This is a genomic window from Streptomyces sp. NPDC050264 (genome assembly GCF_040655895.1).
Classification (GTDB): domain Bacteria; phylum Actinomycetota; class Actinomycetes; order Streptomycetales; family Streptomycetaceae; genus Streptomyces.
Genome location: NZ_JBFAKV010000018.1, coordinates 89,164 through 103,609 on the forward strand (window position 1 = coordinate 89,164; position 14,446 = coordinate 103,609).

The 14,446-nt window shown below is 70.4% G+C and carries 9 protein-coding genes; 6 read left to right on the forward strand and 3 right to left on the reverse strand.

The features are described 5' to 3' along the window. Positions 1-4 precede the first annotated feature (4 nt). Both AB0J02_RS28615 and AB0J02_RS28620 read left to right on the forward strand, forming a co-directional pair. Positions 5-1,570, forward strand: coding sequence for a beta-N-acetylhexosaminidase (locus AB0J02_RS28615; RefSeq protein WP_363196666.1), 1,566 nt, complete (start codon positions 5-7; stop codon positions 1,568-1,570). Continuing rightward, complete coding sequence (locus AB0J02_RS28620; RefSeq protein WP_363196667.1) at positions 1,567-2,991, forward strand: cellulose binding domain-containing protein; 1,425 nt, start codon at positions 1,567-1,569, stop codon at positions 2,989-2,991. The genes AB0J02_RS28615 and AB0J02_RS28620 overlap by 4 nt, the downstream gene beginning before the upstream one ends. Before the next feature lie 263 nt (positions 2,992-3,254). Here AB0J02_RS28620 and AB0J02_RS28625 read toward each other — a convergent pair whose 3' ends face one another. From AB0J02_RS28625 to AB0J02_RS28635, 3 genes are read right to left on the reverse strand one after another with little or no spacing between them, the layout of a single operon-like run. After that, the gene (locus AB0J02_RS28625) at positions 3,255-3,752 is read right to left on the reverse strand and encodes a hypothetical protein (RefSeq protein WP_363196668.1); all 498 of its coding nucleotides are present in this window, start codon (positions 3,750-3,752) and stop codon (positions 3,255-3,257) included. A 23-nt stretch (positions 3,753-3,775) separates the two neighbouring features. Further along, complete coding sequence (gene murJ / locus AB0J02_RS28630; RefSeq protein WP_363196669.1) at positions 3,776-5,407, reverse strand: murein biosynthesis integral membrane protein MurJ; 1,632 nt, start codon at positions 5,405-5,407, stop codon at positions 3,776-3,778. After that, entirely contained in the window at positions 5,404-6,201 is a 798-nt protein-coding gene (locus tag AB0J02_RS28635) for an alpha/beta fold hydrolase (protein WP_363196670.1), read from the reverse strand. Before AB0J02_RS28635 ends, murJ begins: the two co-directional genes overlap by 4 nt. 223 nt (positions 6,202-6,424) lie before the next feature. Between AB0J02_RS28635 and AB0J02_RS28640 the strand changes: the two genes are divergently transcribed. The 4 genes from AB0J02_RS28640 (at position 6,425) to pgm (ending at position 14,438) form a co-directional block, all read left to right on the forward strand. After that, entirely contained in the window at positions 6,425-10,684 is a 4,260-nt protein-coding gene (locus AB0J02_RS28640) for a discoidin domain-containing protein (protein ID WP_363196671.1), read from the forward strand. A 171-nt stretch (positions 10,685-10,855) separates the two neighbouring features. Further along, positions 10,856-11,890, forward strand: a complete 1,035-nt coding sequence (locus AB0J02_RS28645) for an aldo/keto reductase (RefSeq protein WP_363196672.1) — start codon at positions 10,856-10,858, stop codon at positions 11,888-11,890. Between the two features lie 65 nt (positions 11,891-11,955). After that, positions 11,956-12,708: a Clp protease N-terminal domain-containing protein gene (locus AB0J02_RS28650; RefSeq protein ID WP_363196673.1), complete on the forward strand. Its 753-nt coding sequence runs from the start codon at positions 11,956-11,958 to the stop codon at positions 12,706-12,708. A gap of 107 nt (positions 12,709-12,815) precedes the next feature. Continuing rightward, positions 12,816-14,438 carry a phosphoglucomutase (alpha-D-glucose-1,6-bisphosphate-dependent) gene (pgm, locus tag AB0J02_RS28655; protein WP_363196674.1) on the forward strand — a complete coding sequence of 541 codons (1,623 nt, stop codon included), beginning with the start codon at positions 12,816-12,818 and terminating at the stop codon, positions 14,436-14,438. The last annotated feature ends 8 nt before the right edge of the window (positions 14,439-14,446 follow it).

The following is a 14,446-nucleotide window of genomic DNA, read 5'->3' on the forward strand; positions in this document are numbered from 1 at the left end:
CGCAGTGCCCGCACACCGCCCCTCTCTGATCCCGCTGCCGACTCATCTCTCCTACCGTCCCGGCCACTTCACCCTCAGGCCGGACACGACGGTCCGGGTCTCCCCCGGCGCCGAACCCGCCGCCGCCCTGCTCCGTACGCTCCTCGCACCGGCCACGGGGCTGCCGCTGGCCGCCTCCTCCGACGGGCCGTTCGTGCTCGCGCTCGATCCGCAGTTGGGCGGTCTCGGTGAGGAGGGGTACGGCCTGACGGTCGCGGCGGACGCCGTCCTCCTGCGGGCCGCGCACCTCACCGGGCTGCTGCGCGGCGTCCAGACCGTGCGCCAACTGCTGCCTACAGAGGCCCTCTTGAGCACCGGGCAGTCGGGGGTCTCGTGGCGCGTGCCCTGTGCGGAGATCACCGACGTGCCGCGCCATCCGTGGCGCGGGTTCATGCTCGACGTGGCCCGGCACTTCCAGCCGGTGTCGTTGCTGCGCCGCTACGTCGATCTGCTCGCCCTGCACAAGCTGAACGTGCTGCATCTGCATCTGACCGACGACCAGGGCTGGCGGATGCCCATCTCGGCGTATCCGCGGCTGACCGAGGTGGGCGGGCGGCGCGCCGAGTCGATGGTGGGCCCGTCGGGAAGCCGTCTCTTCGACGGGGTACCGCACGAAGGTGCTTATACGCGAAGGGAGTTGAGGGGGCTCGTCGCGTACGCGGCCGCGCGCGGGGTCACCGTCGTGCCGGAGATAGAGATGCCGGGGCACACGCGGGCCGCGCTCGCCGCCCATCCGGAGTTCGGCACCGTGCCCGGGCGGCGCCTCGACGTATGGACGCGGTGGGGCGTGTGCGAGACCGTGCTCGGGGTGCATGAGCCGGTGTTCGGCTTCTGCCGTTCCGTCCTCGACGAGGTCCTCGACGTCTTCCCGTCGCCGCATGTGCACATCGGCGGCGACGAGTGCCCCACCACGGAGTGGGCGGCGAGCTCGGCGGCCCGGGCACGGGCCGCCGCCGAGGGCCTGGCGGACACGGCCGCGCTGCGCGGCTGGTTCCTGGGCCGCATCGGTGAGTACCTGCTCGGGCACGGCCGCACCCCGACCGCGTGGGCGGAGACCGGCGAGGGGCTGCCGCCGTACTTCACGGTCATGACGTGGCGCGACCCGGAGCACACCCGCCTCGCGCTCAAGCGCGGGCACCCGGTGATCAGCGGGCAGCACCGCGCGAGCTACCTCGACTACGCGCAGTCCTGCGCCCCGGACGAGCCGCAGGCGCAGCCGGGCGCCGTGGTCGACCTGCGCGCGGTCCACGGCCACGAGCCGCCGGACGACACCGGCGCGGCCGGCCGGCTCCTCGGTGTGCAGGCGCAGTTGTGGACCGAGTTCGCCCCGACCGCCGGGCACGTCGACCGGCTGGCCTTCCCCCGGCTGTGCGCGCACGCCGACCGCGCCTGGCACGGCGCCCCGTCCTGGCCCGGCTTCCGCGAGCGGATCGCCGGGCACCTGCCCCGGCTCGCCGCGCTCGGTGTGCGGCACGGGCCGCTCGACCCGCACGTCCCCGTCCCCCACCGTTCCGGAAAGGAACCGTCATGAGGAAGAGCGTCGCGAGAAGAACGACCGTCACCAGATCCGCCACGTGCGCCGTCGCGGCCGCGCTCGGCTGCGCGGGCCTCTTCGCGCTCCCGTCGAGCGCCTCCGCGGCCGCGGGCGATCTGACGGTGCAGTACCACGCGGGCAGCACCGGCAGCGATCAGGCCGAGCCGTGGCTCAAGGTGCGCAACTCCGGCAGTTCGAGCGTCCCGCTCAGCGGAGTGAAGGTCCGCTACTACTTCAAGGCGGATTCGGCGGGCCCGAGTTACCGGTTCGCCTGCTCGTGGGCCGTCAAGGGCTGCGCCAACGTCACCGGCACGTTCGGCACCCTCGCGCATCCGACGGCGACCGCCGACCGGTACCTGGAGGTCGGCTTCACGTCCGGCGCCGGTTCGCTCGCCGCCGGCGCGGACACGGGCGATCTCCAACTGCGCTTCTACCGCTCCGACTGGCAGTCGCTGAACCAGGCCGACGACTACTCGTTCGGAGCGGCGCAGTCGGCGTACGCGAACTGGTCGAAGGTCACCGCACAGCTCGACGGCGCCGTCGTCTGGGGCACGGCCCCCGCAGGCAACGATCCGACCGACCCCACGGACCCGACCGATCCGCCCGCCGACGGCGCCTCGCTCTTCGACGACTTCAACTACAGCTCGTCCAGCGACCCGAAGATCGCGGCGAACGGCTGGAGCGTGCGCTCCAACTCCGGCGGCCCCGGCGTGCCGGGCGCGACCTGGGCGCCCGAGAAGGTGACGTTCCCGTCCTCGGGCGGCAACTCCGTGATGAACCTGGAGACGTCGACGGCGGGGACCGGCGAGAGCACGAAACAGACCGAAGTCCTCACCAAGGCCCTCAAGTTCAGGAACGGCACGTACGCGGCCCGCGTGAAGTTCAGCGACGCGCCGAAGAGCGGTCCTGACGGGGATCACCTGGTGCAGACGTTCTTCACCATCAACGACCTCAAGGCGCCGATGGCGGACGACTACTCCGAGTACGACTTCGAGTACCTCCCGAACGGGGGCTGGGGCGAGCCGTCGAACATCCTGTACACAACGTCCTGGGAGACCTACAACCCGGACCCGTGGCAGGCGGTGAACCAGCACACGGAGGGCCGGCAGAGCTACGCCGGCTGGCACGACCTGGTGCTCACCATCGACAACAACACCATCCGGTACTACGTGGACGGGCAGCTGTTCGGCACGCATGACGCCGCGTATCTGCCGGAGCGGCCGATGTCGATCAACTTCAACCAGTGGCTGATCGACCTGGCCGGGCAGCCGAGCACCAGCCCGCGCGCCTACGACCAGCAGGTCGACTACGTGCTGCACGTCAAGGACCAGGTGCTCACGCCGGCCCAGGTGGCGGCGAAGCTGGCCGCCTATCGTTCGGCGGGCACCACGTTCGAGGACACCGTCCCGGGGTCCTGACAGGGTCGGGGAGTCCGCGCGCCCCACACGCACGGACTCCCCCGGTGGTGCTTCCCCTCCCCAGGCCGGCCGCCGCGGGAGTTCGGCGGCCGTCTGGCGCAGAGTCTGCCGTGGGCGGGCCGGGAACTCATCCCGAACCCCTGCCTTTCGGTAACCTTGCGTGTTGAATCAGTGGCGAGAAGTGACGGAGGTGGACCGTCAACTCCCTTGCCAGAGGCGGGATCGAGGGTGCGGAAACCGCCGTTTGGCTCGATCCCGCGCTCCTAACTAAGGCCGGAAGTCCCTCCTGGCAAGCGCTCTCCACACCGGCCGCAGAAGCGCGCCTCGGCGTCCTCGGCGGCCCGGCCGCACTCCGCGCAGACGCGGGGCAGCAGACAGGGCGCCTCGCCGCCCTCGGCGGTCACCGCGCCGGTGGCCCGGCCGATCGTCATGCCGGGCCGCCTGCGGTGCGCCGTGATGTAGACCAGGCCGTCGTCGCCCGCGCCGACGGACCGCCGCTCGCCGCGCGGCACGAACACGAGGGTGCCGGCCGCCAGTTCCTCCTCCGTGCCTGCCCGGTGGAGGGTGCCGTGCCCCTCGGCGACGACGAGCAGTACGTCGAGGTCGTTCTCGACGTACGCCTCGCCGGCCGCGCCGGGCCGCAGCCGGATGACGTTGGCGTCGAGTTGCCGGGCCGCGCCCTCCAGGCGCCACAACGCTCCGGTCGCGGCCGGGTCGGCCGCCTTCAGGAGCTGTGCGAGCAGGACGTGGGCAGCGGGCATGGCGATCGTTCCTCCGTCGTGGATCAGGCGAACGGCAGCCTACGCAGTTCGCTGACGCGCAGCAGCCTGGCCAGGGCGAGGAAGGCGGCCGCCATGGCGAGGGTGCCCGCGGCGAGGGCGATCGCGGCGCCGGTGACCGAGGTGCCGGCCGGACCGGCGCAGGCGCGGGCAACGAGCCGTCCGAGGCCCGCGGCGATCGCGGCGGCGACGAACAGCTTCCCGTAGCTGCGGAGCAGGCGGCGCCCGTCCAGGCGCCCGTCGAGCCGCCGCCGCAGCCGCCGCGCGGTCAGCAGCAGTCCGATCCCGTACGAGAGCGCGTACCCGGCGGCCAGGCCGGTGACGGCCCAGCGGGCGGGGAGCAGCCAGTGACAGGCACAGGCGAGCGCGATGTTCACGGCGCCGATCCAGACGGCCGTCACGAAGGGGGTGCGGGTGTCCTCGAACGCGTAGAAGCCGCGCAGCATCAGGTACTGCGCGGAGAAGGGGATCAGGCCGAGTCCGAACGCCTGCAGCATGTGGCCGAGCGGTCCCGGGTCGGCGGCGCCGTGTCCGAACAGCAGCGCGGCGATCTGCGGTCCGAGCGCGAGGAACAGGAATCCGGCGGGCACGATCACGGCGCCGGTCGCGCGCAGCGCGCGGGACAGGTCGGCGCGCACGTCGTCGACGCGGCCCTCGGCGGCGGCCGCGCTGATGCGGGGCAGCAGCGCGGTGACGAGGGAGACCGTGACGATGGACTGGGGCAGCAGCCAGATGGTCTGGGCGTAGGTGTACGCGGTGTAGCCGACGCCGGAGTGCGGGAGAGCCGCGTCGGCGGAGTTCGCGAAGTGGGTGACGACGGCGAGGGCCGCCTGGTTGGCGAGGACGAACAGGAGGGTCCAGCGGGCGGCCCGGATGCTCCCGCCGAGGCCGGTGCCCTTCCAGTCGAAGCGGGGCCTCGGCCGGAACCCGGCGGCCCGCGCGAAGGGGATCAGCGCGAGGGCCTGCACCGCGATGCCGCAGGTGGTGCCGATACCGAGGAGGCGGACCTGGGCCGTGGTGACGTCGGAGACGTTGTCGGGCACCGCCAGCAGGGCGAGGTAGGCGGCGAACATGGCGATGAGGACGATGTTGTTGAGGACGGGCGTCCACATCATGGCGCCGAACCTGCCGCGTGCGTTCAGGACTTGTCCGAGCATGGCGAACAGCCCGTAGAAGAAGATCTGCGGCAGCAGGAACCGGGCGAAGACGACGGTGAGCTCGAACGCGGCGTGATGGTCGGGCGTGTCGTTCATGTAGATGCCGACGATCTGCGGGGCCGCCCACACGGCGAGGGCGGTGCCGATGCCGAGGACGCAGACGACGAGGGTGACCAGGCGCTGTTCATAGGCGCGGCCGCCGTCGGCGTGCTCGGCGCGGGCGCGCACCAGTTGGGGCACCAGGACCGAGTTGAGGGCGCCGCCGATGAGCAGGGTGTAGAGGCTGGTGGGAACGGTGTTCGCCGTGTTGTACGTGCTCGCGTACAGGCCGGTGCCGAGTGCGGCTGCTTGCAGGACCTGGCGGATCAGGCCGGTGGCGCGGGACACGAGCGTGCCGGTCGCCATGAGGAACGAGGACCGGGCGAGCGAGGCGCTTCTCGGCTGGGCGTGCTGCCCGGGTATCCGGGTCGCCTCGGTCAACGGGCCGTCTCCGTGCGTGTGTTCAGGAAGTCGACGACCGGAGGTGTCGCGTCGTCAGCGAACTCCTCGAAGTAGGCGTGCCGGCCGCCCGGGATCAGCAGGAGGCGGGCGTCGGGGATGCGCTCGGCGAGCAGCGGCGCGTTGGCCGTGGGGTTGAAGTCGTCGTCGGTGCCGTGCACGACGAGGGTCGGCGCGGCGATGCGGGGCAGCGCGTCCCAGGCGTCGTGGCGGGCGCTGGCCCGCAGGTGGCGGCGGCGGGCGTGCGCGGGCATCGCCGGGTCACCGAGGGTGTGGAACGGTCCCGGGTGCGTCGCGACGTAGCCCGGTGTGTACATCAGGTCGAGCAGCGCGGCGCGGGAGACGGCCGGGTCCGGGTCGGCGAGCACCTTGCGGACGGCGGGGCCGCGCTCGATGCCGTGCGACGCGCCCGGTGACGTACAGCCGAGAACCAGGCGGTCGACGCGGGCGGCATGGTCGGCGGCGAGCCACTGCGCGACGCGGCCGCCCATCGAGGTTCCGTACACGTGGGCGCGGTCGATGCCCGCGTGGTCGAGCACGGCGACGACGTCGCGGGCGAAGTTCCCGGTGCTGTACGTGTCGGTGTCGGGGTGGTCGCTGTCGCCGGTGCCGCGCCAGTCGAGGACGACCGTCGTGAAGACCGCGGCGAAGCGGTCGAGCACCGGGTCCCACCAGCGGTGGCTGTTCGACTGACCGGCCAGGAGGAGCAACGGGGCGCCGCTGCCGCGGACTTGGTAATGGAGCGCGGCGCCGTCGGCCGCCTGTGCGTGGGACATGGTCGAAGATTCTCCCTCATCGCAACTCCCTCTGTTCAAACGGTGGACTCAGCAACATCACTCTGCAATTCTCCAACAACTGAACGCAAGAAACTGATGTCGCTCCCACTGATGTCGATCCCTCAGAACACTCGCTTCACTGCACAACCGGTGCAGGGACAGGGGCAGCATGATCAGAAAGTCATTGCTCAGATCCGGGCGGCGGGGCAGGAGACGGGGCCTCATGGTCGCGTTCCTCGCGCTCGCCCTGGCATTTCTCGGCCTGCCGGCGGTCTCTGCGCAGGCCGCGGGCGGGCCGAATCTCGCGGCGGGCGCCGCGGCGAAGGCGAGCAGCGCGAAGGCGGAGTACGTGGCGGCGAACGTCACCGACGGCAACGCCTCGACGTACTGGGAGAGTTCGGGCTCCGACCTGCCGCAGTGGGTGCAGGCCGACCTGGGCTCGACGGCCCGCGTCGACGAGGTGGTGCTGCGCCTCCCGGGGGCCTGGGAGAGCCGGAACCAGACCCTTTCGGTGCAGGGCAGCGCGGACGGCACCTCCTTCGACACCCTGAAGTCGTCGGCGTCGTACGCCTTCGCCTCCGGGTCGGGAAACACGGTGACGGTGTCGTTCGCGGCGACCCAGACCCGTTTCGTACGGATCGTGGTGAGCGCCAACTCCGTTTGGCAGGCGGCCCAGTTGTCGGAGCTGGAGGTGCACGGCACCGGGGACTCCTCGGTGAACCTGGCCCGCGGCAAGGCGTTCACGGCGAGTTCCACCACGCAGACGTACACGGCGGCGAACGCCGGCGACGGTGACGCCGCCAGCTATTGGGAGTCGAAGAACGACGCACTGCCGAAGTGGGTCCAGGTGGACCTGGGCGCGTCGGTGCGCGTGAACCGGGTGGTGCTGCGGCTGCCGTCCGGCTGGGAGACCCGGACCCAGACGCTGACCCTGCGGGGCAGCACGAACGGCACGGACTTCTCAGATCTGGTCGCGTCCAGGGCCTACGAGTTCAGCGCGTCGGGCGGGCAGGCGCAGACGCTGTCGTTCGACACGGTCACGACGCGGTACGTGCGGGTGCTGGTCACCGCCAACTCGCGTCAACCAGCCGGTCAGCTGAGCGAGTTGGAGGTCTTCGGCCCGACGACCGGTGACACCGAGGCACCCGGCGCGCCGAGCGGCCTCGCCTACACCGAGCCCGCGACCGGTCAGATCAAGCTGACCTGGAAGGCGGCCTCGGACAATGTGAAGGTCACCGGCTACGACATCTACGCGAACGGGACGCTGCGCGCGTCGGTCGACGGTTCCACCCTCACCTACACCGACACCCAGCCGGCGTCGGCGACGCTCACGTACTTCGTGCGGGCCAAGGACGCGGCGGGCAACCAGTCCGCGAACTCCGAGTCGGTGACGCGCAAGGGCGAATCGGGCGACACCCAGGCACCGACCGCGCCCGGGAACCTGGCCTTCACCGAGGCGACCAAGGGGCAGGTCAAGCTCACCTGGCAGGCGTCGACCGACAATGTGAAGGTCACGTCCTACGACCTCTACGCCAACGGCACGCTGCTCAAGTCCGTTGCCGGGGACGTCACTTCGTACACCGACACGCAGCCCGCGTCGGCGACGGTGACGTACACGGTGCGCGCCAAGGACGCGGCGGGCAACCAGTCGGCGAACAGCAACGCCGTGACCCGCAACGGCTCCACGACGATCGGGGCGAACCTGGCCGCGGGCAAGCCGGTCACGGCGTCGTCCTCCACGTTCACGTATGTCGCGGAGAACGCGGTCGACGACAGCACCAGCACGTACTGGGAGGGCGGCGGAGGCAGTTACCCGAACACGCTGACCGTGAAGCTCGGCGCGAACGCGGATGTCTCCTCGCTCGTCCTCAAGCTGAACCCGGACGCCGCGTGGTCCACCCGCACCCAGAAGATCGAGGTGCAGGGCCGTGAGCAGAAGGCGTCGGACTTCTCGTCGCTGGTCGCGGCGAAGGAGTACACGTTCAACCCGTCGAGCGGGAACAGCGTGACGGTGCCGGTCACCGCGCGGGTCGCGGACGTGCGGCTCGTCTTCACCGTCAACTCCGGTGCTCCGGCAGGCCAGTTGGCCGAGTTCCAGGTGCTGGGCGAGCCCGCGCCGAACCCCGACCTCCAGGTCACGGGCATCACGTCGCAGCCCGCCTCGCCGGTGGAGTCCGACAGGATCACTCTGTCGGCGACGGTGCGCAACGCGGGCAGTGAGGCGAGCACCGCGACCGACCTGGACTTCAAGCTCGGCTCGGACAAGGTCGGTTCCGGGTCCGTGGGCGCGCTCGCGGCCGGCGCGACGGCGACGGTCAGCGCGGACATCGGGACGCGCGACGCGGGCACGTACCAGGTCGGCGCGGTCGTCGACCCGGGCAACAAGGTCGTCGAGCGCGACGAGGGCAACAACGCGTACACGAGCCCTACGGGGCTCGTCGTGAAGCCGGTGACGAGTGCCGACCTCGTGGCCTCGCCGGTCTCCTGGTCGCCGAGCGCGCCGGGCGAGGGCGACACGGTCACCTTCTCGGCAGCCCTCAAGAACCAGGGCAATCAGGCGAGTTCGTCGGGCGGGCACGGCATCACGCTCACCGTCACCGACTCCGGCGGCACGGTCGTGAAGACGCTCACCGGGTCCTACGACGGATCGATCGCGGCCGGTGACACCACCGCGCCGGTCAAGCTCGGCACGTGGACGGCGGGCAAGGGCAAGTTCACGGTGAAGACCGTGATCGCCGCCGACGCGAACGAGCTGCCGGTCAAGCGCGACAACAACACGTCGTCGCAGCCGCTGTTCGTCGGACGCGGCGCGAGCATGCCGTACGACACCTATGAGGCGGAGGACGGCTCGGTCGGCGGCGGCGCGAAGGTGCTCGGCCCCAACCGCACGGTCGGCGATCTCGCGGGCGAGGCCTCGGGCCGCAAGGCCGTGACCCTCGACAGCACCGGCTCCTACGTCGAGTTCACCACCAAGGCACCGACGAACACGCTCGTCACCCGCTTCTCGATACCGGACGCCGCGGGCGGCGGGGGCAAGAACTCGACGCTCAACGTCTACGTCGACGGCAAGTACCTCAAGGCGATCGACCTGACCTCGAAGTACGCGTGGCTGTACGGAGCGGAGACCGGGCCCGGCAACGCGCCGAGCGCGGGCGCGCCCCGGCACATCTACGACGAGGCGAATCTGCTGCTCGGCCAGACCGTGCCGCAGGGCAGCAGGATCCGGCTGCAGAAGGACGCCGCGAACGACACCACGTACGCGATCGACTTCGTGAGCCTGGAGCAGGCGACCGCGCTGCCCAGCCCGGACCCGGCGGCGTACGCCGTACCGACCGGTTTCTCGCAGCAGGCCGTGCAGGACGCGCTGGACAAGGTGCGGATGGACACGACGGGCAAGCTCGTCGGGGTGTATCTGCCGGCCGGTGACTACGAGACGTCGAACAAGTTCCAGGTGTACGGGAAGGCGGTGAAGGTCGTCGGCGCCGGGCCGTGGTTCACGCGGTTCCACACGCCGTCGTCGCAGGAGAACACGGACGCCGGGTTCCGCGCGGAGGCGAGTGCGAACGGGTCGACCTTCGCGCACTTCTCGTTCTTCGGGAACTACACGTCACGCATCGACGGTCCGGGCAAGGTCTTCGACTTCTCGAACGTCGCGGACATCACCATCGACGACGTCTGGAACGAGCACACGGTGTGCCTGTACTGGGGCGCCAACACCGACCGGGTCACCATCAAGAACTCCCGGATCCGTGACACGTTCGCCGACGGCGTCAACATGACGAACGGCTCGACGGACAACCACGTCGTGAACAACGAGTCCCGGGCGACCGGCGACGACAGCTTCGCGCTGTTCTCGGCGATCGACGCGGGCGGCGCGGACGAGAAGAACAACGTGTTCGAGAACCTGACGTCGCTGCTGACGTGGCGGGCGGCGGGCATCGCCGTGTACGGCGGGTACGACAACACGTTCCGCAACATCCTCATCGCGGACACGCTCGTCTACTCCGGGGTCACCATCAGCTCCCTGGACTTCGGATACCCGATGAACGGGTTCGGCACCGGCCCGACCGCCCTGGAGAACACCTCGGTCATCCGCTCCGGAGGCCATTTCTGGAACGGGCAGACGTTCCCGGGGATCTGGATGTTCTCGGCGTCGAAGGTGTTCCAGGGCATCCGCGTCAACGACGTCGACATCGTCGATCCGACGTACAGCGGGATCATGTTCCAGACCAACTACGTAGGAGGCCAGCCGCAGTTCCCGATCAAGGACACGATCCTGACGGACGTCACGATCTCGGGCGCGCACAAGAGTGGCGACGCGTACGACGCCAAGTCCGGTTTCGGGCTGTGGGCGAACGAGCTGCCGGAGTCCGGCCAGGGCCCGGCGGTCGGTGAAGTCACCTTCCACAACCTGAAGTTGAGCGACAACGCGGTGGACATCCGTAACACGACGTCCACGTTCAAGATCAACACGCTGCCGTAGCGCGGCGCGTGGCGCAACAAGGGTGGCCGGGCGAAACGCCCGGCCACCCTTGGCGTTCGCGCAGAGGAGCCTGAACCCAAAAGGAACCATGGTTCCATTACTTGCCGATCCCCTGGTACGGTTGCGGCACGCACTAACGGAACCACCGACCCATTTACCAAGGGGATCGCCATGGAGTACCGACAGTTGGGGACGTCCGGCCTGAAGGTCCCCGCGCTCAGCTTCGGAGCGGGGACGTTCGGCGGGCGCGGGCCCCTGTTCTCGGCCTGGGGCACCGCCGGTGTCGACGAGGCCCGCCGCATGGTCGACCTGAGCCTGGAGGCCGGGGTCACCCTGTTCGACACGGCCGACGTCTACTCGGACGGGGCCTCCGAAGAGGTGCTGGGCGCCGCACTCAAGGGCCGCCGCGACCAGGCGCTGATCTCCACGAAGGCGGCCCTGCCCACGGGCGAAGGACCGCACGACGCCGGCGTCTCTCGCTCGCGCCTGATCAGGGCGACAGAGGCAGCGCTGCGCCGGCTCGACACCGATTACATCGACCTGTTCCAGTTGCACGCCTATGACGCGAGCACACCCGTCGAGGAGGTCCTGTCGACGCTCGACGACCTGGTCAAGGCGGGCAAGATCCGCTACACCGGCGTCTCCAACTACTCGGGCTGGCAGCTGATGAAGGGGCTGGCGGAGTCGGAGAAGCAGGGGCGGCCGCGGTTCGCGGCACACCAGGTGTACTACTCGCTCGTCGGCCGCGACTACGAGTGGGAGTTGATGCCGCTCGGTCTCGACCAGGGCGTGGGCGCCATGGTGTGGAGCCCCCTCGGCTGGGGCCGGCTCACGGGGAAGATCCGGCGCGGGCAACCGCTGCCGGCCGACAGCCGCCTGCACGAGACCGCGCAGTTCGGGCCCCCGGTCGAGGACGAGCACCTGTACCGGGTCGTCGACGCCCTGGACGAGATCGCCGAGGAGACGGGCAAGGCGATTCCGCAGATCGCCATCAACTGGCTGCTGCGCCGTCCCACCGTCTCCTCGGTGCTCATCGGAGCCCGCAACGAGGAGCAGTTGAAGCAGAACCTGGGCGCCGTCGGCTGGGAACTCACGCCCGAGCAGGTCGCACGGCTGGACGCGGCGAGCGACGTCAAGGTGCCCTACCCGTACTACCCGTACCGGACCCAGGACGGCTTCCGGCAGCTGAACCCGCCCGCCGTGTGAGCGGACACCGATCCGGGTGTCAACCCGACGTTGACACCCAGTCGCTGTCAACCTACGGTTGCCTCATGACGAATCCAGTAGGCGCGAACGTCCGCCTCGACGATCTGATCGAGGCCATCAAGAAGGTCCACCCCGACGCGCTCGACCAGCTCCAGGACGCCATGCTCGCGGCGGACCATCTCGGCGACGTCGCCGATCACCTGATCGGTCACTTCGTCGACCAGGCCCGCCGCTCCGGCGCCTCCTGGACGGAGATCGGAAAGAGCATGGGGGTCACCCGGCAGGCCGCGCAGAAGCGGTTCGTGCCCAAGGGCTCCGACAACGACCTCGACCCGAGCCAGGGCTTCAACCGGTACACCCCGCGTGCCAGGAACGTGGTGGTCTCCGCGCAGAACGAGGCGCGGGCCGCGAACAGCAGCACGATCGGCACCGCGCACCTCGTTCTCGGCCTGCTGCTCGAGCCGGACAGCCTCGGCGCCAAGGCGATCGTCGCGCAGGACGTGCTGCTCGACACGGTGCGGCAGGCGGCGACGGCGCAGCTCCCGGCGGCCTCCGATGACATGCCGGCCCTGGTGCCGTTCGACGCCGACGCGAAGAAGACCCTGGAGCTGACGTTCCGCGAGGCGCTGCGCCTCGGCCACAACTACATCGGCACGGAGCACATCCTGCTCGCGCTCTTGGAGCAGGAGAACGGCTCGGGGGTGCTCGCCGGACTGGGCATCGACAAGGACAAGGCCGAGGCGTATGTCCTCGCGGCCCTCGCGGCGATCCTCAAAGCACGCGAGGAGGCGGGCGAAGGGGCCGGCGAGGAGTCCTGAACCCCGCGGCAGCGGGTCCGGACGCGCCGCTTCGGGCCGGCCTTGGGATGCCTGCCCGGAGCTGCGCCGCCCGCTCGTTCCACAGCCGCTGATGGGACACTGTCAGCATGACTGACCGCTCAGGAACCCCCGCCCGGCCGGACGACCTCGTCGACCTCGACGAGCTGGTCGATGCCTATTACACGAGGGAGCCCGACGTCGCGCGCCCCGAGCAGCGCGTCGTCTTCGGCACGAGTGGCCATCGCGGCTCCAGCCTCGACGGCGCCTTCAACGAGAAGCACATCGCCGCGATCACCCAGGCCATCGTCGAGCACCGCACGGCCGAGGGGATCACGGGTCCGCTGTTCATCGGCCCGGACACGCACGCCCTGTCGAAGCCCGCGCTCAAGACGGCGCTCGGAGTGCTGGCGGCGCACGGCGTGCGCGTCATGGCCGACGCGCTCGACGGTTACGTGCCGACGCCCGCGCTCAGCCACGCGATCCTGCGCTGGAACCGCGAGGAGCCGGCCGACCGTGCCGACGGCATCGTCATCACACCGAGCCACAACCCGCCGCGCGACGGCGGCTTCAAGTACAACCCGCCGCACGGCGGCCCCGCCGACTCGACGACGACCTCGTGGATCGCGGAGCGCGCCAACGAACTGCTGGAGGACCCGAGTTGGTCGGCACGCACGGCCGCGTCGCCGGCCCCGGAGCCGTACGACTTCCGTGAGGCCTACGTCGAGGACCTGCGGAACATCATCGACGTGGACGCCATCCGGGAGTCGGGTGTGCGGATCGGCGCCGATCCGCTGGGCGGTGCGAGCGTCGACTACTGGGCGCGGATCGCCGAGATGTACGAGCTGAACCTCACGGTGGTGAATCCGGCGGTCGACCCGACCTGGCGCTTCATGACGCTGGACTGGGACGGCAAGATCCGGATGGACCCGTCGTCGGCGCCCGCGATGGCGTCGGTGCTCGCGCGCCGTCACGACTACGACCTGCTCACGGGCAACGACGCGGACGCGGACCGGCACGGCATCGTCACCCCCGACGCGGGTCTGATGAACCCGAACCACTATCTGGCCGTCGCCATCCACTACTTGTTCTCGCACCGGCCGCAGTGGTCGGCGTCCGCGGCCGTCGGCAAGACGCTCGTGTCGAGTGCCGTCATCGACCGGGTCGCCGCCTCGCTCGGCCGCGATCTGGTCGAAGTACCCGTCGGATTCAAGTGGTTCGTGCCGGGTCTGGTCGACGGCTCGGTGGCGTTCGGCGGCGAGGAGAGCGCCGGGGCGAGCTTCGTGCGCAAGGACGGCAGCGTCTGGACGACCGACAAGGACGGCATCCTGCTCGCCCTGCTGGCCGCCGAGATCACGGCGGTGACCGGGAAGACGCCGTCCGTGTACTACGCCGAACTCGCCGCGGAGTACGGGGCGTCCAGTGCCGCGTACGCGCGGATCGACGCGAAGGCGACGAAGGAACAGAAGGCACGGCTCGCGAAGCTGACGGGGGACGCGATCACCGCGGACACCCTCGCCGGGGAGCCGATCACCGCCCGGCTGAGCGAGGCTCCGGGCAACGGTGCGGCGATCGGCGGCGTCAAGGTGACCACGGAGAACGCGTGGTTCGCGGCGCGGCCCAGCGGCACGGAGGACGTGTACAAGATCTACGCCGAATCGTTCCGCGGGGCCGAGCATCTCGCCCAGGTACAGAGCGAGGCACAGGCGATCGTGGACGCGGCCCTCGCCTGAGCCGGCTC

Coding starts and splice junctions, on each gene's coding strand:
- AB0J02_RS28620 (WP_363196667.1), top strand. CDS start 1,567: ATGAGGAAGAGCGTCGCGAGAAGAACGACCGTCACCAGATCCGCCACG.
- AB0J02_RS28635 (WP_363196670.1), bottom strand. CDS start 6,201: ATGTCCCACGCACAGGCGGCCGACGGCGCCGCGCTCCATTACCAAGTC.
- AB0J02_RS28650 (WP_363196673.1), top strand. CDS start 11,956: ATGACGAATCCAGTAGGCGCGAACGTCCGCCTCGACGATCTGATCGAG.
- AB0J02_RS28640 (WP_363196671.1), top strand. CDS start 6,425: ATGGTCGCGTTCCTCGCGCTCGCCCTGGCATTTCTCGGCCTGCCGGCG.
- AB0J02_RS28625 (WP_363196668.1), bottom strand. CDS start 3,752: ATGCCCGCTGCCCACGTCCTGCTCGCACAGCTCCTGAAGGCGGCCGAC.
- AB0J02_RS28645 (WP_363196672.1), top strand. CDS start 10,856: ATGGAGTACCGACAGTTGGGGACGTCCGGCCTGAAGGTCCCCGCGCTC.
- pgm (WP_363196674.1), top strand. CDS start 12,816: ATGACTGACCGCTCAGGAACCCCCGCCCGGCCGGACGACCTCGTCGAC.